Here is a 21630-nt window from a genome sequence, read left to right as displayed (position 1 = left end):
GTCGCCGGAGTTGTTACACTCAGATGTACAACGACGCGGGGTGGAGCAGCTCGGTAGCTCGCTGGGCTCATAACCCAGAGGTCGCAGGTTCGAATCCTGCCCCCGCTACCAATGTGATCAGGCAAAACGGCCCTCGGACTCAGTCCGAGGGCCGTTTTTCGTGCCGTTGGTGACCAGATTTGTGACCGAACGCGGTTCGGTGGCGGTCGCGGGGGCTCGTTACAGGTGGTTTCGCTGTGGCTCAGCCCGCCCAACAGGTGAGCCGCGTCGCCCTAAGGGGGCGGGCGTGGGCGTGTGTCTTCCAAGCAGGAACTCTTAGGTGCTGGCAATCTGTGCCGGGTGCAGAGGAGGTTCTACTTCGCAGCGCTGGTGATCAGCCCAGCCGTCGCGACGAAGATCCAGAGCAAGCACGGAGTTACCCCCGACGAGGTTCGCGAGGCACTCGACAACTACGAGCGTGCGCGTTGGCATTACAGCGACGAGCACGGTCTGCGGCTCCTCGTCATCGGCCAGACAAGCCGAGGCCGCACGATCAAGATCGTTCTCCAGCCGGTCCATGGTTCCCAAGGCGACTGGCGTCTACGTACAGCTATGCCAAGCTCACGATGATGGAGGATTATCAAGTTATGAACACAGACGACTTCGATGACATGTCCGAAGCCGAGTTCGATGATGCGTTCGCCGCCGGCCAACCTGCGGAAATCATCCGTGATCACCGGATCCGCGTCGAGGGGGGCGGCCGAACGGTGACGTCGCCGGAGCCTCACACCTGGACCGGCGGCCGTCCGCTCAGCACGATGACCGTCTCGTCCAGCCGACTGGTTTCGACTCGCGCTAACGGATGAGGATCCACCTTCTGCTGGCCGATTCCGCTCAAGCTGACCCCACTGGCAAGGTGCACGCCCTCGGCATTGGCTGGACGGTCACCTCCACGCCCACGCCGCCCGCGGCGCTCATCGCGATGATTTGGGTCGAGTGGCACGAGGCGAACCAGAAGTTCAATCTGACCGGATCACTCGTCGACGGCGATGGAAAGGAGATCGACGTCGACGGGCCCGATGGGTTCGGTCCGGTCAGATTCGAGGGCGTGATCGAGGCTGGCCGGCCACCTGGTTTGCCTCCCGGAACCGATCAAATGATGCCCCTGGTCGTCAACCTTGGACCAGGGCTCAAGTTGACGCCAGGTTATCGATACGAGTGGCGCGTCAAGATCGACACCATGCCGAATCCAACGATCGGCGTGGCAGGCTTCCTCATCCGGCCGAATTCATGATCGTCACGGTGACTGGTTGGCTTGCCGGTGGATCAGGCCGCCCACCAGGTCGGCCGCCTCGCGGTCCTGGCCGGTCGACCGGTGGCCGTAGATCTGGAACATCACGCTCAGGTTCGCGTGACCCATCCGGTCGCTGACGATCTTGGGCGCAACGCCCACGTCGAGCAGCAGGGTGGCGTCGGTGTGCCGGACATCATGCAGGCGGATCCGGCGAACGCCGGCCTTGTCGACCAGGCGGTTGAACCGGCGGGTGATCGAGTCGGCGCGCACCGGCCCGCCGTCCTCGTAGCGCATGAGCTTGATGTGGCCGCCGAGGTAGCCGGAACCGAACGCCTCGCATTCCACGTCGAGCACCGCCAGGTACCGGCGCAGCAGCTCGACGGTGCCCGGGTGGGACAAGGTCCGCACCCCGCTGTCGGTCTTGCCGTCCGAATCGATCGTCCGGCCGTCGACGACAATCCGGGTGGCGGCGACCCCCAGCGTTCCCTCGTCGAGGTCCAGGTCCTCGCGGGCGACCCGGCGAGCTCCGAGCGACGCATACCGGTGGTCGCGGCCACCATCCAGATCGCGGCGAACCGATCGGACGCGGTCACCCGCAGCCAAGCGATCAGTTCGTCGATCGTCCAGGGCTGCGGCCGGGTGGGCCGCGACCGACCCTGCCGAGGAAGGCGCGCGTGATCGGCCGGATTCTGCGCCAGGTGCGGCCAGGTGACCGTATCGCCGAACGCCCGGCGCAGCAGCCGATGCACGTTGTGGACGGTCTTGGGCGCCAGGCCGGGGGAGGGTGCGGTGGGGCCGCCGGCCGGCTCGGAACCGGGTCAGCGCCGCCCGCGCTGCATGGATGCTCACCCCGCAGGCGGCGGCGACGGCGGCCGGCGTCGGTCCCCGGCCCGCCCGCTCGCTGCGCCGCGGATGCGGTACGCGAGCGGCGATCCGTCCGACACGTGAGTCGAGTCGGCGTCGCCGATCCAGGCCGCGGCCCCAACCGTGAGACCTGGTTCGTTGGTGATCGTAGGCGGTCGCTGTGTGAGCGAATGCTCCGTCGGTAGTGGGCAGGTTGGGTTCATGGGGTGACCACGTCGGGAGTCGCTGGCGCGCTTTTGGTTTCATCGACGTCGTCCGCGGCGCGCCGTGGCCCGCGCACGAGCACATAGACGAGCAGGATCGCCATGACCACGGTTCCGGCCCACATGGCGTGTTGCCAGCCGTCGACGAAGGAGTTCTTGGCTGCGAGCACCAGTGCGTCTTTGTGTGCTCAGGTTGTTGTTGTCGGCGGCGGCGATGGCGTTGGCGACTCCTTCGCGGGCGGGTTCGGCGACGTCGGCGGGTATGCCATCGAGAGAATCCTCGTCGAGGGGCCGGACTTCAAAACGGCAGGGTGCGGTGGCGCCGTGGCGGGTGGGCCGGGCGCTGTTGCGTGGGTTCAGGGGCGGCGGGTTGCTCTCACGACGACATCAGCGATGGTGGTCGGCCGGCCGTCAGGTCCGGCCATCGTTCGTTGCGACTCCTCGGCGGTGACGAGCTCCCAGGTGGCTGGGTCGAGACGAGCGGTGATGGCAGTAGCCGTGGCGGATGCTTCGGCGGGCGGATGAGGCCGCTCGTGTTCGTGTGGTTGGTCGCCAGTGCCGTGGTGATGCAGGTGGCCGACAATCAGCAGCGTGCCGTGGGCTGCGACCCAGGAGGCGATACGGTCGTAGAACTCCAGTTGCGGCATGGCTGGGTGTGCGTAATGCGTGGTGACCAGGTCGAATCGAGTGTTCGGCTCCCAGATGGACAGGTCGGCCTGGACCCATTCCACCTGTCCGCCCACAGCGGCGGCGACGGCCCGTTCTTCGGCGACGGCGAGTGCGGGGGCGGCGATGTCGGCCGCCGTGACCGTCCATCCCTGGGTGGCCAGCCAGACCGCTTCGGCTCCAGCACCGCAGCCCGCGTCGATGGCCGTTCCGGGTTCTAGCCCGCCGATCTCCTTGATCAGGTGGGGATTCGGTTCGGCGGTGCTCATGGCCACGGCACGCTCGCCCGTCCAGATCTGGTCCCAGTAGTCCTCGTCGAATGAGTGGGTCATCAGATGTTCCCTCCGGCGTGCGCGGCGCCGAGCTCGGCGACCGCTTGGTCGAGGTCTTTGTTGATGAGGTCGGTGTTGATGTGCTGGGCAGCGAGGGCGCCGGCCGCCGCAGCTCCGCTGACCTGCGCGCCGAGATCAGTGGCGTTGCCGGCCACCCAGACTCCTGGCACGGAGGTTTGCCCGAAGCTGTCGGTTTCGATGTAGGAGCCGGCTGGATGAGGTACGGGCTCAAGACCGATGCCGGCGAACGGCTCGACGCGAGCGACCATCGGGGTGGCTACGACGACGGCATCGACGGCAACGACCTGCCCGTCGTCGAGTCGCACACCGGTGAGGTGATCATCCTCGATCTCCAGATTGGAGATCGCACCATCAATGACAGCGATGTCGAGTGCCTGCAGCTTGACCCTCTCGTCGTCGCTGAGTTCATGATCGCCGGCGAACAGCAGAATCTGAGAGCTCCACTGCCGGAACAGGAACGCCTTGTGGACCGCCATCGGGTTCGTCACCAGAATTCCGATGCGCTGGTCGCGTACCTCCCACCCGTGGCAGTACGGGCAGTGAAGCACTCCGTGGCCCCACTGCTCGCGAACCCCAGGGATATCGGGCAGTTCGTCCACCAGCCCGGTCGCGACGAGGAGGCGCCGGCCCTGGATCACGCTCCCGTCGCGAAGCACGACTGCGAATCCGTAGGACGCACAGGCGACGTCGACAACCTCACCGTCGACGAACTCGCCGCCGTACTTGGTGACGTCCTCGCGCCCTCGCGCCAACAGCGCTGCCGGATTGACGCCCTCCAGTCCGAGCAACCCGTGCACTGCCTGCGCAGGTGCATTCCGCGGCTGACCGGTGTCGATGACGGTCACCGTGCGTCGTGCGCGGGTCAAAGTGAGTGCGGCACTGAGGCCCGCTGCTCCGCCACCCACGACCACCACATCGGTGATCGGGCCTTCTTGGTCTGCCATGCCGAGTCTCCCAGCTTCGTGGGCCGCCCGTTGACGCGCCTTCAGATTGAGAATGACTCTCAATGAGCCAATTCGCAATCTCTGTTGCCGAATGGCAAAATTGGTCTATGGATGACACCGACCGGACGCTCGACGCAGTGGGCCCGAGGCTCAAACAGCTGCGTCAACGCCGAAACATCACGCTCAATGAGCTTGCCGAGGAGACGGGCATTTCGGTCAGCACACTGTCCAGGCTCGAAGCCGGCCTCCGCCGGCCCACGCTGGAACAGCTCCTGCCCTTGGCGCGCGTGTACGGGGCCACTCTGGACGAGCTCGTCGACGCGCCGCCAACCGGCGATCCACGCATCAACCTTCGTCCGATCCCCACCACGGACGGCCGCACGATCTTGCCCCTGACCAGGCGGGCTGGAGGCATCCAAGCCTACAAGTTCATCCTCCCCGCCGGACGCGACGACGCCGAACCCGAGCGACGAACCCACGAAGGCTACGACTGGGCCTTCGTCCTCAACGGCAGACTCCGACTCGTCCTCGGCGAGCACGATCTCATCCTCGAACCCGGCGAAGCCGCCGAGTTCGACACCCGCACCCCGCACTGGTTCGGCGCCACCAGCTCAGGGCCCGTCGAGTTCCTCAGCCTCATCGGCAAACAAGGCGAACGCGCCCACGTCAGAGCCGCCCCCAAGCAACACCCTTCCGGATAGCAGCCGCCGAGCGCTTGTGGGTTAACCGGCCTGCGTGGGCTGACCCGACCGTTGCGCGGTGTCGGCGCGACCGAGGTGGGCGCCGAGACTGTCGAGCAGGCCACGACTGCCGGTCTCCCGGTTCGGCCCGTCGGCCCAGAACCGGTCGAAGAAGACGCCGTGCTCGATGTGGGTGAACCGGGTGCCCTCGTCGATGGGCTCGAACTCGAACGAGGCCACCGAGGTCGACATGTGGGTCCCGTCGATCCACATGTCGTACGTGGTGACGATGCGGACGGGCTCGACGATGTCGGTGTAGGTCGCCACGTACCGCGAGACCGGGCCGTGGTGGAACCTTCCCTCGGCCACGTCACGTCCGCCGACCCGGAAATCAAACGCCCACTCGATGGGCTCGATGACGGCGCCGGCGCCGAACCACTGCAACTTCTGGTCCTCCCGGGCGAACGCGGTCCAGACCCGCTCGGCCGGAACGGGGTAGTCGCGGGTCAGGGTGAAACCCGCGCGGGCAAGCCGCCGCTCGATCGTCACTGGGTGCGTCCTATCGGGTGAAGGTGACGTGGGTGGTGCCGCTTTCCGCGACTTCCGACCGCACCTGGTGGGTGAGGTCGAGGCCGCGCAGGTCGTCCCACAGCCGGGTGCCGCGGCCGAGCAGGATCGGGGCGATCGACACGTGCAGGTCGTCGACCTGGCCGGCCAGCAGGAACGCGCGGGCGGTACCGACGCCACCGCCGACCCGCACGTCCAGACCGCCGGCGGCCGCGGTCGCCTCGGCGAGCACGTCCTCGACCCCGGTGGCGCGGAAGTGGAACGTGGTCCCGCCCTGCATCGGGATCGATGGGCGCGGGGCCGTGTGCGTCAACACGTAGACCGGGGCGTGGAACGGCGGCTCGTCGCCCCACCAGCCCTGCCAATCCGGATCGTCGGGGAACGAGTGCAGGCCGAACATCGCCGCGCCCATGATCTCGGCGCCGACGCCCTCGAAATACGCGGCGGCGTAGGTGTCGTCGACGCCGGTCGTGCCGGTGCCGCCGGTGTCACCCAGGACGCGCTGCCGGAATGTGCGGGTCGCGGTGTAGGCCGCCACCAGGCGACCCCAGTCCTCGCCCATGGGGTTCTCCGGCGAGGGGTTCGCCGATGAGGCGTAGCCGTCCAGTGAGATGTTCAGGTCGATGCGTACACGGGTCATGTCAGTGTCCTTCTCTGGTGGTGCGGGTCAGATGGATGCCGAGCCGGTCGGCCTGGCGTTCGGCGGGCGTCCGTTGCTCGCCGAGCCAGAGGTGCAGCACGTCGAGGGCGCCGGGTCGCAGGCTCACGGTCCGGACGCGACCGTGCTTCTCGGACGTGACCAGGCCCGCGTTCTGCAGCACCCGCAGGTGCTGCATGAGGGATGGCAGCGCCATCGTGAACGGCGCCGCGAGCTCGGAGACGACGGCGGGGGACTGGGCCAACCGTTCCACGACGGCCCGACGCGTCGGATCCGCGAGCGCGCGGAGGACCGCGTCGAGCTCGTCGTGATAGTTAGGCACATGCCTAACTATTGCTGATCCGGGACCATCCGTCAACGGGCATCGGGCCACCCCGTGCCCGCCCGAGCGCTCGACCACCGGCGTTCGCCCATCGCAGGCCGGTCACCCACCGGTCCGGATGGCGCACACTTGATGGGTCCGCAGATGGTGCGGGAGAGGTGCCGGCACCAGGAGGTAGCAATGGCCAGCAACGAACCATTCGGCTTCAATCCCGACGACCTCGATCGCTTCTTCCCGGGGGCCGGTGACCAGTTGCGAGGTGCGCTCGGCCAGTTCGCGAAGATGCTCAACGCGTCCGGCGGGGGCGCGACCGGATCGGGGACGTTCGACGAGCTCGGTCGAGGCCGCCGACCGTCGCCCACCTCCGAAACGACCGGGGACACCGGTGAGGGGGTCTGGATGATCTACACGGTGGACGCCGACGGTGACGCCCGGGTCGAACAGGTCTATGCGACCGAACTCGACGCGTTGCGGGCCAACAAGCACAACACCGACAGCAACCGCCGGGTCCGCTTCCTGCCGTACGGGATCCCGGTGACGGTCCTGGACGCGCCGGCGCCGCCGCCCGGCGGCAATCACGAGGCCTGATCGGCGGGTCGCGCGGCGGAACGGGGCATTTCACCGGTTGCCGGACATACCATCTCACCCAGATCGGTGGATGCGGGAGCGATTCCGCGCCCACAGACTGGCGGGGCGCCCAGGACCGGGCGTCCTGAGTGCTGCTCCGAAAGGCCCCCGGATGTTCAACGACAACGGATCGTTCCTGCTCGCCCTGCTCGAGTTCTTCCTGTTCTTCGCCTGGATCATGTGCCTGTTCTGGATCTTCGGCGACATCTTCCGGAGCCGGGACCTGGGCGGCGGGGCCAAGACGTTCTGGGTGATCTTCGTGATCCTCATCCCGTGGTTGGGCATCCTGGTCTACCTGATCGCCCGCGGGAAGGGCATGCATGAGCGTCAGCTCGAGCAGATGAAGGAAGTGCAGAAGGCGCAGGCCGAGTACATCAAGTCGGTGGCCGGGCCGTCCGCCGGAGCGAACGCGGCCGATCAGATCGCCTCGGCCAAGAGCCTGCTGGACAGCGGCGCGATCAACAAGGCCGAGTTCGACAAGCTCAAGGCCAAGGCGCTCGCCGCCTGATTCTCCGATCGCCGGCCCGCGCGGTCCCCGTTGGGGACCCCGCGGGCCGTTTGCGTTGTCAGGTGCGGGGGAGTGGCACTCCGATCGGGTTGACCGCCGGAACGACCTCGGCGGTGGCGATCGGTGCGAGCAGCAGGTCGAGCAGCGCCGCCGCCCGCTCCGTCCGCTGCGGGCCGATGGCCGCCCAGGGCGGGGCGGCGGCGTCGTCGGTGCGCCGTTCGATGTCGGCGTGGGCGTCCCGGCCGGCGGCGGTCAGCGCACCACCGCCGGGTTCGCCGGGCGTGACGAGCCAGCCGCGGTCGATCAGCGCGGCCTCGGCGGCCGCCCAGTCTTCCGGCGGCCAGCCGCGACCGCGTCGCAGTCCGGCGCCGTCCGCCTCGTCGGCGGCGATCTTGATCAGCGCGGCTTCCAGGGGACCGACGCCAGCGCCGACGAGGACCGCCACATGGCCGTCGCCACGATGCTCCCGCAGCGTCGCGGTCGCCTGCCACAGCGCCAGGTGCGGCAATTCCGGGCGGGGCAGCGCCTGATTGGCCGCGCCCAGCACCCGCCCGGCCGGGTCCGCCGCGCCGGCGGCGGACCACAGCAGATCCGCGGCCTGCGCGACGATCGTTGACCCGATCAACTCTGCTCCCCACAAACGCCGCAGTGTGCGGTCGACGCCGGCCAGGCGGGCGTGCAGGGCCTGCTCGGGCCCGGCGAAGGTCCACGCGTCGGGCAGTGCCCGGTCGACCCGGCTGGGGTGAAACCCGAAGAAGCAGGACGTCACCACCGCCGGGCCGACCGCGCCGAGCGGCGCCGCGCGCTGGGCGAAGTACCCCATCCAGAACCCGCGGTAGCCGGCCTCGGCCGCGGCGTCCGCGGCCTCGGCGGCGAAGTAGGTGACTGCGTGGATGCGCTCGTAGCGACTCCACAGGTGCCGAGCGATGTCCGGGGTCGTCATGAACCCATCTCACACCCGTCCGACCCGGCCGTCGCGGTCCGGTCGGCCACCCGTGGACCGGCCGGACCCGCCGGTCAGGCCTTGGCCTGCATGGACTCCCGCGCTGGGTTGGCCTGCTTCGCCGCCTTCGGGTCCTTCTCGCCCTGCTGGGCCCGCACCCCCTGCTCGACCCGGTCGCCCAGGCTCTTGTCGACGTGGCGCCAGTAGTCGAACGCGCGCGCCAGCACCGGTTCGCTGACCCCGTTGAGCAGGTGTCCGACGATGTTGTCCACCAGCCGCCCGCGGGCGGCGTCGTCGAGGACGTCACGGACCATCGTGCCCGCCTGGCCCCAGTCGTCGTCATCGGGACGCAGGGTGGAGGCGGTGCGCACCATCTCGCCGTCGGAGGCCCAGGTGCCGCCGTCGTCCGTCAACGACGGGTCGGCCGCCGGGCCACCGTAGGAGTTCGGCGCGTACACCGGGTCGGTGACGTTGGTGATCCGCATGTGCCCGTCCTTGGAGTAGGCGTGCACCGGCACCTTCGGCGCGTTGACCGGGATCTGCCGGTAGTTGACGCCCAGCCGGGCGCGGTGGGCGTCCGAGTAGGAAAAACCGCGGGCCAGCAGCATGCGGTCCGGCGACAGCCCGGTGCCGGCCACCAGGTTGTTCGGCTCGAACGCGGCCTGCTCGATCTCGGTGTGGTAGTCGGTGACGTTGCGGTTCAACGTCATCCGGCCGACCTCGTGCAGCGGGTAGTCTGCGTGCGGCCAGACCTTGGTCAGGTCGAACGGGTTGAACCGGTAGGTCTTGGCCTCCTCGAACGGCATGATCTGCACCTTCAGCGTCCAGGTCGGGAAGTCGCCGTCCTCCAGGTGCTCCCACAGATCGCGCTGGTGGTAGTCGGTGTCGACGGCGGCCATCTGGTCGGCCTCGTCCTGGGTGAAGAACTCGATGCCCTGGTCGGTCTTGAAGTGATATTTCACCCAGAAGCGTTCCCCGGCCGCGTTGATCCACATGTAGGTGTGGCTGGAGTAGCCGTTCATGTGTCGCCAGGTGCGCGGGATGCCGCGATCGCCCATCAGCCAGGTGACCTGGTGCGCCGATTCGGGGGACAGGGTCCAGAAGTCCCATTGCATGTCGTGGTCGCGCAGGTTGTTGCCCGCGCGTCGCTTCTGCGAGCGGATGAAGTGCTGGAACTTCATCGGGTCGCGGACGAAGAAGACCGGGGTGTTGTTGCCGACCAGGTCGAAGTTGCCATCGGAGGTGTAGAACTTGATCGCGAAACCCCGAGGATCGCGCCAGGTGTCGGGTGAGCCGCGCTCGCCGGCGACGGTGGAGAAGCGGATCAGCAGGTCGGTCTGCGCGGTGGGCTGGAACAGCGCCGCGCGGGTGTAGGCGCTGACGTCCTGGGTCACCTCGAACGTGCCGTACGCGCCGCCGCCCTTGGCGTGCGGCTGGCGCTCCGGGATGCGTTCCCGGTTGAAGTTGGCCATCTGCTCCAGCAGGTAGTGGTCCTGCAGCAGCAGCGGGCCGTCGGGTCCGACGGTCAGCGAGTGCTCGTCGCTGGCCACCGGGATCCCGGCGTCGGTGGTGGTGGGATGGCGCGGTTCGGTCGCCGTCATGCGGTCCCCTCTCGTCGGACGTGCGGCGGTCGGAACCGGCCGGTCGTCCGACCCGGCCGGTCCGTCACCAGGTCGGTACCCGAGGAGACTCGACGGCAATCACCGATCCCGGGGCGCGGCCGCCCCGCCCGGATCCGGTCAGGACCGCAGGGGAGCGGTGGCCGCGCGGTAGCGACGGCCGTAGGCGGTGCGCGACAGCCACAGGACGGGCGTGGGAATCAGGGTGCCCAGGAACGCCGCGTCGTCGGCCGGCAGCCCGTCGGACACCCATTGCATGAAGAACAGGCCCTCCCTGAGGCCGGCGCCGCGCCCCATCTTCTTGTACGCGGCCCGCAGGGCGACCGGGTCGGCGCGCTCGCACAGTTCGTCGATCTCGCCCTCCTCATGGTCGAAGTGCTCCTCCGCCGCGTCCGTCAGCGCGCGCACCGCGGCGCCCGCGGCCTTCGCATCGCCGGCGGAGCCACTGGCGCCGAACCGGGCGACGGCATCGCGGGCGGCGGAGAGCGCGGAGACGATCCGCTCGTGCTCGTCGGTCAGCTCGGCGACCTCGGCGGTCTCGGTCGGGGAGGTGCGCAGCACCGGCCAGAGGATCTGCTCCTCACCCTCGTGGTGGTGGGTCAGTAGCTCGTCGAGCCAGTGGAACCGGGCGGCGATCGCCGCCGCGCGGGTCCGGTCCCCGTCGGCGTAGCGGTCCAGCGCGGCGGCAAACTCGGTCAGGTCCCGGCGGACGGCTCGGTGGATCAGGGCGTTCATCCGGGGTCCGTCGTGGACGGACGCGGCAGCGGGATCCGACATGAGCCGACGCTACCTCTTGACAGCGCGCACGGGCGCCCTCATTCTTGCTTGAACAGAAACCGAATCGGTTTCGGTAAAACGCACCGACCAGCCCCCTGTCCCGCTCGCACCGCCGCCGCTGCAAGAGCACGCTGATGAACTCGACCTCGATTGACCAGCAGAGCCGACCGACGACCCGGAGGGTGCCGATGCCGCAACCGCCGCCCGCCGATGCCACCGCCCGACCGCCGGCGGAGCACCTCAAGACCAACGCGCTGGGTGCCGGCGGCATCGCCTCCTGGTGATCGCCGCGGCCGCCCCGCTGACCGTGATGGCCGGCGTCGCTCCGGTGGCGATCCTGGTCGGTGGCATCGGCGCGCCCGCCGGCTACCTGGCCGCCGGCGCCGTGCTCGCGCTGTTCGCGGTCGGCTTCATGGCCATGACCCGGCACACCGGCGGGGCCGGCGCGTTCTACAGCTACATCACCATGGGGCTGGGCCGGACGATGGGGATGTCCTCCGGGGTGCTGGCCGTGGTCGCCTACAACGCGCTGCAGATCGGCGTGTACGGGCTGCTCGGGGAGCAGATATCGGACGCCATCGCCACGTTCACCGGCGACGACGTGCCCTGGTGGGCGGTGGCGCTCGTCGCCGTCGCCATCGTGTGGTTCGTCGGACGGCGGGGTATCGACGTCGGCGCCAGGATTCTCGGGGTCCTGCTGATTGCCGAGACGGCGATCCTGGCGCTGCTGGCCGGCGCCGTCATCGTGACGGGCGGGGCTCCCGGCACCAGCGCGTTGTCGGCCGCGTCGTTCAGCCCGGAGGCGATGTTCGCGCCCGGCATGATCGGCGTGCTCGCCTTCTGCTTCGCGGCCTTCATGGGCTTCGAGTCCACCGCGCTGTATCGGCCCGAGGCGCGCAATCCGGAGCGCTCGATCCCGCGGGCGACGTACGGCGCGGTCGTCTTCATGGGGCTGTTCTACTGCCTGATCGTGTGGGCGATCATCCAGGCGTTCGGCGACGAGGGCGTGCTGTCGGCGGCCGCGGCGGACCCGGCGTCGTTGTTCTTCGTGGCCATCGAGCAGTACGTGGGCACCTGGGCGTCCGACGTGATGTACGTGCTGATCATGACCAGCGTGCTGGCGTCGCAGATCGCGTTCCACAATGCCATCAACCGTTACACCTTCAACCTGGCCCGGGACGGGCTGCTGCCGGCCAGGCTGGCCCACACCCACCCCCGGTACGGCTCGCCGTCGTTCGCGGGTGCGGTCCAGTCCGTCCTGGCCGCGGTCGTGATCGCCGGGTTCGCGATCGCCGGCGCCGACCCCTACACCGACCTGCTGCTGAAGGTGAACACCCCGGGCGTGGTCGGCATCATCGCGCTGCAGGCCCTGACCTCCTTCGCCGTGGTCGCCTACTTCTGGCGCCGCCGGCACACCGTCAGGGCGTGGATCCCCACCGGTTGTGCCGCGCTGGCCGCCGTGCTGCTGACCGCCGCCGTCATCGCCCTGGCGGCGCACATCGACCTGCTGACCACCGCCGAGGGCGTGACGAACGTGCTGCTGGTCGGCATCGTGCCGCTGACCTTCGCGGCCGCGGCCGTCGCTGCCCGGGTGCTCAAGGCCCACCGCCCGGCCGTGTACGCCGGCATCGGCGCCGTGCCCAGCGAGGACGGCCACCTGCCCGCCACCGAGCCGACCGACGAGGAGCTGGTCCAGTGAGCCCCGACCTGATCGTCACCGCCGACACCGTGCACACCCTGGATCCCGGTTGCCCGGCCGCCACCGCCACCGCCGTCGCCGTCACCGGCGGCATCGTCAGCGCCGTCGGTGACCGGCGCGACGTCGCCGGCTGGCGCGGCGCCGGCACCCAGGTGATCGACCTGGGCACGGCCACCGTCACTCCCGGCCTCGTCGACGGGCACATCCATCCCGTGCTGGGGCTCGACCTGACCCGCGGCGCCGACCTGTCCGCGGTCCGCGACCTGGGCGAGCTGGCCGACGCGCTGCGCCGGGCGCAGCGGGACGAGCCGGGGGAGTGGGTGCTGGGCTGGGGACTGAATCCGAACGCGTTCGGCCGCGTCCCGATCACCCATCAGCCGCTGACCCGCGCGGTCGGCGACATCCCGGTGTTCATCCTGATGTTCGACGCGCATGCGGCGATCGCCTCGCCCGCGGCGCTCAAGCGGGCCGGCATCGACGGCCCCCGCGAGTTCGCCGGCGGAGCCACCGTCGTCTGCGACGACAACGGGGTGCCGACCGGGCATCTGCTGGAGATCCCGGCCTACGAACTGGTCCAGGCGGTGCTGCCGGCGCAAAGTCGGTCCGTGCGCCGGGCCCGGTTCGCCGACCTGCTGCAACGGATGGCCGCCGCCGGCCTGACCGCCGGAAACGCGATGGACTTCGAGGCCGACTCCGCCGAGCTGGTCGGCCATCTCGACGGTTCGGCGGGGTTGCCACTGCGGCTGCGATTCGCCCCGTTCTGCATGCCGGGCGTGACTCGAGCCGAGCTGGACGATCTGGTGGACCGGCAGCGGTCCGGGGGTGCGCGCTGGCGGGTCGACGGGGTCAAGTTCATGATCGACGGCACCGTCGACGGGGGCACCGCCTGGCTCTCCCGCGCCGACACGCACGGCGAGAGTACGGCCCCGTTCTGGCCGGACCCGGCCGAGTATGTCTGGGCCGCTCGGTATCTGGCCGACCGTGGGGTGCCGGTCGTCACTCACGCGATCGGTGACGCCGGCGTGCGCTACGTGCTGGACGCGTTGTCCGGGACGCGCCGCGGCCGGGTGCCGCATCGCATCGAGCACATCGAGACGATCCCGACCGAACTGGTCGGCCGGTTCCGCGCGCTCGACGTCACCGCCAGCATGCAGCCCACCCATTGCACCCTCTACACCAGTGCCGACCAGAGCGACAACTGGTCGGAGCGCTTGGGTCCCGAGCGGTCGCGACGGGCGTTCCGCTGCCGCGACCTGGCCGACGCGGGCGCCCGGTTGGCGCTCGGGTCGGACTGGCCGGTGGCCCCGTTCGACCCTCGCGGGGTGATCGCGGACGCGCAGCTGCGCCGCCCACACGGGCTCGGGGACGTGGACCCGGTTCGGCCCGATCAGGCGCTCACCGCCGGGCAGGCGCTGCGCGGTTATGCCACCGCGGCGGCGGCGGCGGCCGGGCTCGGTGACGTCAGTGGTCGGATCAGGGTCGGCCACCGGGCCGACCTCTCGGCGTTCGGGCTGGACCCGTTGACGGCGGTGCCGGACGAGTTCGCGCAGGCGCCGGTTCCGCTGACGGTCGTCGACGGCACCGTGGTGCACCGGGCAGACTGAGCCGCGTGCCCCGCCCCTCCCAGCCGATCCTGTCCCGCGATCTCATCTGCCGGACCGCACTGAAACTGCTGGACCGGACCGGCCGGTTCACCGTGCCGGAGCTCGCCCAGAAGCTCGGAGTCAGCGTCTCCTCGCTGTATCACCACGTGGCCGGGCGGGCCGAGATCGTCGAGGGCATCCGCGGTCTGCTGGCCGGCCGGTTCGCCCCGCTCGACGACGACACCCCGTGGGCGGCCGGCGTCGCGGCCTGGGCCCGCAGCTACCGCGACGCCTTCGCCGCGCACCCGGCGGCCATCCCGGCGCTGGTCGCCCAGACGATCACCGACCGGGTGACGCTGCACCAGTACGGCGCGCTCGCCGGGTTGCTGTCCCGGGCCGGGTTCGGTCCCGACGAGGTGGTGCTGGCGATCACCATGCTGGACACGCTGTGCCTGGGAGCCGCGCTGGACGTGGGGGCGCCGTCGGTGATCTGGGAGGAGAGCCCGGGGCTCGATTCGCCGTTGCAGACCGCGCTCGGGCGGGCCACTCTCGGCCCGGATCGGGCGGAAAAGGGCTTCGAGCTGGGGCTGTCGCTGACTATTCGGGGGCTGGCCGAGATGCTGGAGGCGCAGCGCGCTCACTGACGGACGGTCGCCGACCGGTCGCGCACCAGGCGCGGGCGTCCAGGGTGAACGGCTCGTCCGGAGCGGTGAACTGCCGCCGGCAGGCGTCCCGCACGGCCCGCCGCTGTTCGTCGTCGAGCGAACGCACGTACAACCCGGCCGGGCCGATGCCCAGGGTGAGCGGGTTCCACCAGTCCTCGAAATTCTCGTACCGGGCGCGGGCCTCGATGGTGATCTCGTGCACGTCGGTCAATCCGGCCCCGGTGAGCAGCGCGAACAGGTCGCCCTCCCGGCTGCCGAGCAGGCCGACCTCGCCGCGACCGGCACCGGCGAGCTCGGCGGCCCCGGCCCAGAACCGGCGCAGCATCTGCATGTGCGCCAGGTCCCAGAAGCAGGCAGCGACCACGCCACCGGGCCGTGTGACCCGGGCCATCTCGGCGATCCCGGCGGCGGCGTCCGACATGAACCCGACGACCAGGCAGGCCAGCGCGGCGTCGAACTCGGCGTCGGCGAACGGCAGGTCCTCGGCGATGCCCGCGCGGACGTCGACGCCGGGGTTGCGCTCCCGGCAGGCCTGCCCGAACGGCTCCGACGGCTCGATCGCCGCCACATTGCCGGGGCCGGTCCGGGCGACCAGCTCGCGGGTGAGACCCCCGGGGCCGCAGCCGACGTCCAGCACGCGCTGATGCGGGCCGATGCCGGCGGCGTCGGCGAACGCCGGGCCCAGGGTGGGCAGGTAGCGGCCCATCAGCGCGTCGTACCCCTGGGCCGGAGCAAGGAACGAGCGAGCCATCTCGGTGTCGGTCATGGCCGTGAGCCTGCCCGTCGCCCCGGTTCGCCGAACCGGTGGAACCACCCAATCCGCTACCCAATCGCATCGCCGTCGGCCGACCGGCCTGTCACCATCGACACCGTGCCTGCGTACCTCGGTGGACCGTCCTGGTCCGAGCTCGACGGGTTGCTGGCGACCGGCGACCTGCCGGGCGCCGCGCAGTTGGCCGAGCAGGACGCCGGCGTTGATCCCGCGGAACGGCAGCTGGTCATCGGCGTGTGCTGCTCGATGACCGGTCGCGGTCCGCAGGCGGTGGCCGCATTGTCCGACAGCCTGCGGGCGTTCGCCCCGGCGCAACCGGCCCGGGCGGCAGTGGCCGCGGTGTTCCTCGGCCGGCTGCACTTCTTCGGGTTCGACAGCCCGATGGTGGCGGCGGCCTGGTTCGGCCGGGCCCGGCGGCTGGTGGCCGACCGGCCGGACAGCCTGGAGGAGGCGCTGACCCTGCTGCCGCTGCCCGGCTGCGACGTTCCCGACGTCGCCCGGCTGCACGCCGACGCCAAGCGGGCGCTGGGTATTGCCCGGTCCATCGGCGAGCCGAACATCGAGGCCAAGGCGTTGGCCGACCTGGGCACCGCGCAGGTGTCCAGGGCGTTGGTCGACGAGGGTCTGCAGTTACTGGACGAGGCGATGACGATGGTGCTGTCCGGTGAGGCGAGCAGCCCGATCGCCGCGGTCGAGGTGATCTGCAACCTCCTCAGTGCCTGCGCCCGGGTCGGCGACCTGGACCGCGCCGACCAGTGGACCCGGGCCGCTGATCGCCACCTGGGACTGGCCGCGGACCACGGCCCGGCTTTCCTGTATGCGCACTGCCGGTCGCACCTCGGGCTGATCCTGTGCGACGTGGGCCGGTGGGACGAGGCGGAGGTCGCGTTGCGGCTGGGCAGTGGCCGCGCGCCGTTCGGCGGAGCCCGGGTGGCCGGCCAGAGCAGGGCCGCGCTGGCCGAGCTGTGGATCGCCCAGGGCCGGTTGGCCGAGGCCCGCCGGCTGATCGCGGACCGGGCGGACCACCCGGACAGCGTGCTCGCCCTGGCCGCCCTGCAGCTGGCCGATCGCCGCTACGCCGACGCGATCGCCGTAGCCGGCCGTGGGGTGGCCGCGATGGGTGACGACCGGATGCGGGTGGCCCGGCTGCTGCTGATCCGGGTTCAGGCGTGCCTGGCCTGCGGCGATGTGGAAGCCGCAGGGGCTGCCGCGCAGGAGTTGGACCGGCTGGCCGGTGATCCGGCGCCGCCGGTGCTGCGCGCCCGGGCCGCGCTGGGCCGGGGACTGGTCGCTCGGGCGGCCGGTGACGGGCCGGCCGCCGATGCCGCGTTCGTCGGCGGGTTGGCGGCACTGACCGGCCAGCAGTGGCCGGTGCTGCGCGCGGATCTGCACCTGGCCCGGGCCCGGCTGCTGGCCGGCATGGACGACGCCGCCGCGGCGGACGACGCCCGGTCCGCGCACCTGATCTACGACCGGCTGGGCGCTCCGGCGGCGGTCGACAGTGCCGCGCTGCTGACCGACCTGGGCCGGCCGACCCGCCCACGGGCTCGGCCACCCGACGCGGTGACCGCGCTGTCGGACCGGGAACGGGCGGTGTTCGAGCTGCTCCGGGACGGCCTGTCCAACGCCGAGATCGCTGCGCGGCAGCACAATTCGGTGCGGACCATCGAGCATCACGTCAGTTCGATCCTGAGCAAGCTCGGGCTGCGCAGCCGCGCCGAGGCGGCGGCGTACGCAGTGTCCTTGGAGGTGAGCCGATGAGTTTCGAGGTCGCGGCGCAGTCCTACGGACTGTTCATGGGCCGGTATTCCGAGCCCCTGGCCACTGAATTGACCGCATTGATGTCCTTGTCGCCCGGCTGGCGGGCGCTGGACGTGGGGTGCGGGCCGGGGGCGCTGACCGCTCGCCTGGTGGACCGGCTCGGGGCGGGCTCGGTGGCCGCCGTCGACCCGTCCGCGCCGTTCGTGGCCGCGGCCCGGGAGCGCTTTCCCGACCTCGATGTCCGGCAGGGTGCGGCGGAAGCGCTGCCATGGCCCGACGACTCCTTCGATGTCGTCGCCGCGTCGCTGGTGGTGCACTTCATGCGGGATCCGGTCGCCGGCCTGCGCGAGATGGGCCGGGTCGCCCGCCCGGGCGGGACGGTGGCGGCCACGGTCTGGGATCACGCCGGGGACCGCGGCCCGATCTCGCCGTTCTGGCGGGCGGTGCGGTCACTCGATCCGGCCGCGCCGGACGAGTCCGACCTGGCCGGCGCCCGGGCCGGCCAGCTGGCGGCGCTGTTCCGCCGGGCCGGGCTGGAGGTCATTTGGGATACCGCGCTGACCGTCCGGGTGCGGTACTCCTCGGCCGACCAGTGGTGGGAGCCCTACACTCTCGGCGTCGGGCCGGCGGGTGCCTACGCGGCCGGGCTGACTGCCGAGCGGCGAGAGGCATTGCGCCGACAGTGTCTTGTGCAGTTGCCGCCGGCACCGTTCGATATCGACGCCAGCGCATGGTGCGTCATCGGGCGGGCCTGACCGCGCTGCGGGTTCGTTCCGGTGGCCCTAGGGTTTGTCCGGTGCTCGGCGTTCCGGCCGGCGCGGGAAAGGGGCATCGGATGCCGGACCTCGGGCACGAGCTGACGTTCGGCCTGTTCCTGCCCAATCCCGCCTCGCAGGCGGCGACGGTGGTGCGCCTCGCGCAGGTCGCCGAGCAGCAGGGTCTCGACCTCGTCGGCGTCCAGGACCACCCCTACAACGCCGACCTGCTGGACACGTGGACGCTGCTGTCCCACCTGGCGGCGGCGACGTCGACGATCCGCCTGTTTCCCGGGGTGGCCTGCCTGCCGCTGCGCCCGCCCGCGGTGCTGGCCCGGTCGGTGGCCTCGCTCGATCTGCTGACCGGCGGTCGGGTGGAACTCGGCCTGGGTGCCGGCTACCTCCTGGACGCGATCGGCCGGATGGGCGGACCGTGGCTGACCCGCGGTGAAGCGGTCGACGCGCTGGCCGACGCCATCGAGGTCATCCGGGCGATCTGGACGGCCGACGAACCGATCACGTTGGGCGGCCACTACCCGATCGAGTCGGTCGCCCCGGGTCCGGCCCCTGCGCATCCGGTCGGCATCTGGGTCGGCGCATACCAGCCGCGGATGCTGTCGTTGACGGCGCGACTGGCGGACGGCTGGCTGCCGTCCCAGGCCTACGCGTCCCCCGATCAAACCAGGGACTTGAACGCCCGGATGGACGAGATGGCCGTGGACGCGGGTCGGCGGCCGGCCGACATCGTCCGGATCTACAACGTCAACGGCCGTTTCGGCTCGGCCGCGGGCGGGTTCCTGGACGGCCCCCCGGCGCAGTGGGCGAGTCAGTTGACCGATCTTGTTCTGGAGCAGGGCTTCTCGTCGTTCCTGCTCGCACCGGGCGGCGATATCGTCTCCTCCATCGAATGTTTCGCGCAGGAGGTGGCACCCGACGTCCGCGAGCGGGTGGCCGCGGCGCGGCGGGGCGGGCCGGCCGAGCCCGAACCGATGGCGCGAGCGGCCGTTACGGTCGCCGCGCCCGAGGGCGACGACGGCATCGAGCGCGACGGAAGCTGGGGCGACGCCGGCGGTCTGCCGGTGCAGGACCGGCCACGACCGCCGGTGCTGGATCCGCCGGCACCCTCCGGCCCGTCCCACCCGGACAACTTCCGCAACCTGGTGGCGATCCACGACCATCTGCGGGCCGAGCTGGAGCAGATCGGTCAGGCGGTGGGGCAGGTCGCCGAGGGGGAGTTGACCCCGGCCGCCGCCCGCACCCTGATCAGCCGGATGACGGTGCGGCAGAACCACTGGACGCTCGGCTCGTTCTGCGCGTCGTACTGCCGGATCGTGACCATCCACCATGCCGTCGAGGACGCGCACATGTTCCCGGGGGTCCGGGCGGCGGCGCCGCAGGTGGGCGCGGTGGTGGATCGGCTGGAGGCCGAGCACCTGGTGATCGCCGGCGTCCTCGAGCGCTTCGATCGCGCCCTGGTCGACCTGGTCCGGGAGGACGGCTCGTCCGGTCCGACGGATGACGGCATCACCGAGATCGGTTCTTTGGCCGAGCATCTCGGCGAGATCCTGCGCTCGCACCTGGCCTACGAGGAGGACTCGCTGGCGGTGGCGCTGACGATGATGCCGGCGCCGGTCTGACCCCGGCCCAGCGGTCGGTCAGGCGGTGCCGTCGGCGTCGTCGGAGCGGCGCCAGCGGATGCCGGCCTCGATGAACTCGTCGATCTCGCCGTCGAAGACCGCGGACGGGTTGCCGACCTCGTAGTTCGTCCGCAGGTCCTTGACCATCTGGTACGGGTGCAGCACGTAGGAGCGCATCTGGTTGCCCCACGAGTTGCCGGTGTCCTTGAGTGCGTCCATCGTGGCCCGCTCTTCCTGCCGGCGGCGTTCCAGCAGCTTGGACTGCAGCACCGCCATCGCGGACGCCTTGTTCTGGATCTGCGACCGCTCGTTCTGGCAGGACACCACGATGCCGGTCGGCAGGTGGGTGATTCGCACCGCGGAGTCGGTGGTGTTGACGCCCTGCCCGCCGGGGCCGGAGGAGCGGTAGACGTCGACCCGCAGATCCTTGTCGTCGATCTCGACGTGATCGCTGGTCTCCACGACCGGCGCCACCTCGACGCCGGCGAAGCTGGTCTGCCGGCGGCCCTGGTTGTCGAACGGGGAGATGCGGACGAGGCGGTGGGTGCCCTGCTCCACCGACAGGGTGCCGTAGGCGTAGGGCGCCTTGACCTGGAAGGTGGCCGACTTGATGCCGGCCTCCTCGGCGTACGACGTGTCGTAGACCTCGGTGTTGTAGCCGTGCCGTTCGGACCAGCGCAGGTACATCCGCAGCAGCATCTCGGCGAAGTCGGCGGCGTCGACGCCACCGGCCTCCGAGCGGATGGTGACCATCGCCTCCCGCTCGTCGTACTCGCCGGACAGCAGGGTGCGGACCTCCTGGGTCTCGATCTCCTTGCCCAGGGCGATGAGTTCCGCCTGGGCCTCGGTGTAGGTCTCCGGGTCCTCGTCGCCGAGTTCGAACATGACCTCCAGGTCGTCCAGGCGCTGCCGGAGGTCCTTGATCCGCTTCAGCTCGGCCTGGGCGTGGGACAGCCGGCTGGTGACCTTCTGCGCGTTCTCCTGGTCGTTCCACAGGTCGGGGGCGCTCGCCGCCTCGGACAGCTCGTCGATGGTGCGCTGCAGCCGCTGGACGTCCATGACCGCTTCGATGCTGGAAAGGGTGGTGTCCAGGGCTTTGACCGCAGCCGCGTCGTCGAGATTCACAGCACGTCAGCCTACGCGGATGCCGGGGACCTTCGGCCCTGCTCTGCGCATCGGCCACTGCCTAGCGTCGAAACCGGGCCTCGTCGTGTCGTGGCCGTGGTGTCGGTGCAGGTGAGGGAGTGTCGGTATGAGCACAGCGATCGTCGTGGGAATCGAAGGGACGCCGGCCGGTCGGGCGGCGTTGGAATGGGCGTTCCGGGAGGGGCTGGCGCGCGGTGCGACGGTGCGGGTCGTGCATGCCTGGACGCACGGCGCCGGACATGACATCGAGACGGCCCGAGCCTCCTCATGCATGGTGGTCGCCGCGGTGGCCGAGGCCCAGCGCGCGGTCGGCGGCAAGCCCGAGCTGGTGGAACGCAGCCGGGGTGGTGCCGCGGCGAAGGTGTTGCTCGACGAGGCCGTCGGCGCCGACCTGCTGGTCGTCGGACGCGGGCACCGGGCCGGCATGGTGGACGTCATCGGGCACTCGGTGTCGGCCGAGGTGGTGCGTCACGCAGCGTGCCCGGTTGTCGTCGTGCCGGGCCCATCCGCCCCGCCGGAACCGATCGACATCCTTGATCCGGCGGCCGTGGCCGGGGCGACCCTGGACTGACGAGGTCGTTCGTGCCGGTCGCCCGTACTGTGGGCGG

24 protein-coding genes, 1 tRNA gene and 1 pseudogene are annotated in these 21630 nt (G+C 70.6%); 14 read left to right on the top strand and 12 right to left on the bottom strand.

The features are described 5' to 3' along the window. Positions 1 to 34: 34 nt before the first annotated feature. The 4 genes from ACILSK_RS09715 to ACILSK_RS09700 all read left to right on the top strand — a co-directional run bounded on the left by ACILSK_RS09715 (position 35) and on the right by ACILSK_RS09700 (position 1273). Positions 35 to 111: transfer RNA gene (locus ACILSK_RS09715), tRNA-Met, on the top strand. 183 nt (positions 112 to 294) lie between these two features. Next, positions 295 to 609 carry a hypothetical protein gene (locus ACILSK_RS09710; protein ID WP_395726953.1) on the top strand — a complete coding sequence of 105 codons (315 nt, stop codon included), beginning with the start codon at positions 295 to 297 and terminating at the stop codon, positions 607 to 609. Positions 610 to 626: 17 nt separating this feature from the next. Next, entirely contained in the window at positions 627 to 845 is a 219-nt protein-coding gene (locus ACILSK_RS09705) for a hypothetical protein (protein ID WP_395726952.1), read from the top strand. Continuing rightward, positions 842 to 1273, top strand: coding sequence for a DUF6941 family protein (locus ACILSK_RS09700; RefSeq protein WP_395726951.1), 432 nt, complete (start codon positions 842 to 844; stop codon positions 1271 to 1273). The genes ACILSK_RS09705 and ACILSK_RS09700 overlap by 4 nt, the downstream gene beginning before the upstream one ends. Before the next feature lie 3 nt (positions 1274 to 1276). Here ACILSK_RS09700 and ACILSK_RS09695 read toward each other — a convergent pair whose 3' ends face one another. From ACILSK_RS09695 to ACILSK_RS09680, 4 genes are all read right to left on the bottom strand, one after another. Beyond that, positions 1277 to 1876, bottom strand: a complete 600-nt coding sequence (locus tag ACILSK_RS09695) for a tyrosine-type recombinase/integrase (RefSeq protein WP_395726950.1) — start codon at positions 1874 to 1876, stop codon at positions 1277 to 1279. Positions 1877 to 2336: 460 nt separating this feature from the next. Further along, the gene (locus tag ACILSK_RS09690; RefSeq protein WP_395726949.1) at positions 2337 to 2510 is read right to left on the bottom strand and encodes a hypothetical protein; all 174 of its coding nucleotides are present in this window, start codon (positions 2508 to 2510) and stop codon (positions 2337 to 2339) included. A 186-nt stretch (positions 2511 to 2696) separates the two neighbouring features. Further along, a complete protein-coding gene (locus ACILSK_RS09685; RefSeq protein WP_395726948.1) occupies positions 2697 to 3338 on the bottom strand; it encodes a methyltransferase domain-containing protein in 642 nt (213 codons plus the stop codon). Further along, on the bottom strand, positions 3338 to 4303 hold the full coding sequence (locus ACILSK_RS09680; protein WP_395726947.1) for an NAD(P)/FAD-dependent oxidoreductase: 966 nt from the start codon (positions 4301 to 4303) through the stop codon (positions 3338 to 3340). The genes ACILSK_RS09685 and ACILSK_RS09680 overlap by 1 nt, the downstream gene beginning before the upstream one ends. A gap of 107 nt (positions 4304 to 4410) precedes the next feature. On the opposite strand from ACILSK_RS09680, the gene ACILSK_RS09675 reads away from it, so the two are divergent. Next, positions 4411 to 5004: a helix-turn-helix domain-containing protein gene (locus ACILSK_RS09675; protein ID WP_395726946.1), complete on the top strand. Its 594-nt coding sequence runs from the start codon at positions 4411 to 4413 to the stop codon at positions 5002 to 5004. A 21-nt stretch (positions 5005 to 5025) separates the two neighbouring features. Here the strand turns inward: ACILSK_RS09675 and ACILSK_RS09670 are convergent, their stop codons facing one another. The 3 genes from ACILSK_RS09670 to ACILSK_RS09660 are packed head-to-tail and all read right to left on the bottom strand — an operon-like array spanning position 5026 to position 6530. Continuing rightward, positions 5026 to 5532 carry an SRPBCC domain-containing protein gene (locus ACILSK_RS09670; protein ID WP_395726945.1) on the bottom strand — a complete coding sequence of 169 codons (507 nt, stop codon included), beginning with the start codon at positions 5530 to 5532 and terminating at the stop codon, positions 5026 to 5028. A gap of 10 nt (positions 5533 to 5542) precedes the next feature. Further along, positions 5543 to 6190 carry a dihydrofolate reductase family protein gene (locus tag ACILSK_RS09665; RefSeq protein ID WP_395726944.1) on the bottom strand — a complete coding sequence of 216 codons (648 nt, stop codon included), beginning with the start codon at positions 6188 to 6190 and terminating at the stop codon, positions 5543 to 5545. Position 6191: 1 nt separating this feature from the next. Then, positions 6192 to 6530: an ArsR/SmtB family transcription factor gene (locus tag ACILSK_RS09660; RefSeq protein WP_395726943.1), complete on the bottom strand. Its 339-nt coding sequence runs from the start codon at positions 6528 to 6530 to the stop codon at positions 6192 to 6194. Positions 6531 to 6710: 180 nt separating this feature from the next. On the opposite strand from ACILSK_RS09660, the gene ACILSK_RS09655 reads away from it, so the two are divergent. Both ACILSK_RS09655 and ACILSK_RS09650 read left to right on the top strand, forming a co-directional pair. Then, a complete protein-coding gene (locus ACILSK_RS09655) occupies positions 6711 to 7118 on the top strand; it encodes a hypothetical protein (RefSeq protein WP_395726942.1) in 408 nt (135 codons plus the stop codon). A gap of 151 nt (positions 7119 to 7269) precedes the next feature. Then, positions 7270 to 7665, top strand: coding sequence for an SHOCT domain-containing protein (locus ACILSK_RS09650; RefSeq protein WP_395726941.1), 396 nt, complete (start codon positions 7270 to 7272; stop codon positions 7663 to 7665). 58 nt (positions 7666 to 7723) lie between these two features. Here the strand turns inward: ACILSK_RS09650 and ACILSK_RS09645 are convergent, their stop codons facing one another. The 3 genes from ACILSK_RS09645 to ACILSK_RS09635 form a co-directional block, all read right to left on the bottom strand. Beyond that, positions 7724 to 8608 (bottom strand): SCO6745 family protein, encoded by an 885-nt coding sequence (locus tag ACILSK_RS09645; protein WP_395726940.1) that lies wholly within the window; start codon positions 8606 to 8608, stop codon positions 7724 to 7726. A 74-nt stretch (positions 8609 to 8682) separates the two neighbouring features. Then, positions 8683 to 10209, bottom strand: coding sequence for a catalase (locus ACILSK_RS09640; RefSeq protein ID WP_395726939.1), 1527 nt, complete (start codon positions 10207 to 10209; stop codon positions 8683 to 8685). Between the two features lie 138 nt (positions 10210 to 10347). Next, the gene (locus tag ACILSK_RS09635; RefSeq protein ID WP_395726938.1) at positions 10348 to 11004 is read right to left on the bottom strand and encodes a hemerythrin domain-containing protein; all 657 of its coding nucleotides are present in this window, start codon (positions 11002 to 11004) and stop codon (positions 10348 to 10350) included. A gap of 188 nt (positions 11005 to 11192) precedes the next feature. On the opposite strand from ACILSK_RS09635, the pseudogene ACILSK_RS09630 reads away from it, so the two are divergent. The 3 genes and pseudogenes from ACILSK_RS09630 to ACILSK_RS09620 all read left to right on the top strand — a co-directional run bounded on the left by ACILSK_RS09630 (position 11193) and on the right by ACILSK_RS09620 (position 14930). Further along, a pseudogene (locus ACILSK_RS09630) lies at positions 11193 to 12703 on the top strand (APC family permease). Then, positions 12700 to 14307, top strand: coding sequence for an amidohydrolase (locus ACILSK_RS09625; RefSeq protein WP_395726937.1), 1608 nt, complete (start codon positions 12700 to 12702; stop codon positions 14305 to 14307). The pseudogene ACILSK_RS09630 and the gene ACILSK_RS09625 overlap by 4 nt, the downstream one beginning before the upstream one ends. Positions 14308 to 14312: 5 nt before the next feature. Then, the gene (locus tag ACILSK_RS09620; RefSeq protein WP_395726936.1) at positions 14313 to 14930 is read left to right on the top strand and encodes a TetR/AcrR family transcriptional regulator; all 618 of its coding nucleotides are present in this window, start codon (positions 14313 to 14315) and stop codon (positions 14928 to 14930) included. Here the strand turns inward: ACILSK_RS09620 and ACILSK_RS09615 are convergent. Continuing rightward, complete coding sequence (locus ACILSK_RS09615; RefSeq protein WP_395726935.1) at positions 14884 to 15717, bottom strand: class I SAM-dependent methyltransferase; 834 nt, start codon at positions 15715 to 15717, stop codon at positions 14884 to 14886. The genes ACILSK_RS09620 and ACILSK_RS09615 overlap by 47 nt on opposite strands. A gap of 105 nt (positions 15718 to 15822) precedes the next feature. Here ACILSK_RS09615 and ACILSK_RS09610 point away from each other — a divergent pair, with 105 nt between their 5' ends. The 3 genes from ACILSK_RS09610 (at position 15823) to ACILSK_RS09600 (ending at position 19876) form a co-directional block, all read left to right on the top strand. Further along, a complete protein-coding gene (locus ACILSK_RS09610) occupies positions 15823 to 17484 on the top strand; it encodes a LuxR C-terminal-related transcriptional regulator (protein WP_395726934.1) in 1662 nt (553 codons plus the stop codon). Beyond that, positions 17481 to 18239 carry a class I SAM-dependent methyltransferase gene (locus ACILSK_RS09605; RefSeq protein ID WP_395726933.1) on the top strand — a complete coding sequence of 253 codons (759 nt, stop codon included), beginning with the start codon at positions 17481 to 17483 and terminating at the stop codon, positions 18237 to 18239. The genes ACILSK_RS09610 and ACILSK_RS09605 overlap by 4 nt, the downstream gene beginning before the upstream one ends. Before the next feature lie 80 nt (positions 18240 to 18319). Continuing rightward, positions 18320 to 19876 carry an LLM class flavin-dependent oxidoreductase gene (locus ACILSK_RS09600; protein ID WP_395726932.1) on the top strand — a complete coding sequence of 519 codons (1557 nt, stop codon included), beginning with the start codon at positions 18320 to 18322 and terminating at the stop codon, positions 19874 to 19876. Positions 19877 to 19894: 18 nt separating this feature from the next. Here the strand turns inward: ACILSK_RS09600 and prfB are convergent, their stop codons facing one another. Then, positions 19895 to 21001, bottom strand: a complete 1107-nt coding sequence (prfB, locus tag ACILSK_RS09595; protein ID WP_395726931.1) for a peptide chain release factor 2 — start codon at positions 20999 to 21001, stop codon at positions 19895 to 19897. 127 nt (positions 21002 to 21128) lie between these two features. Between prfB and ACILSK_RS09590 the strand changes: the two genes are divergently transcribed. Next, positions 21129 to 21593, top strand: a complete 465-nt coding sequence (locus ACILSK_RS09590; protein WP_395726930.1) for a universal stress protein — start codon at positions 21129 to 21131, stop codon at positions 21591 to 21593. The last annotated feature ends 37 nt before the right edge of the window (positions 21594 to 21630 follow it).

Source organism: Nakamurella sp. (assembly GCF_044224575.1).
Lineage (GTDB): Bacteria > Actinomycetota > Actinomycetes > Mycobacteriales > Nakamurellaceae > Nakamurella.
The sequence above is the reverse complement of the archived record's forward strand: the minus strand, read 5'-3'. Positions and strand labels throughout refer to the sequence as shown.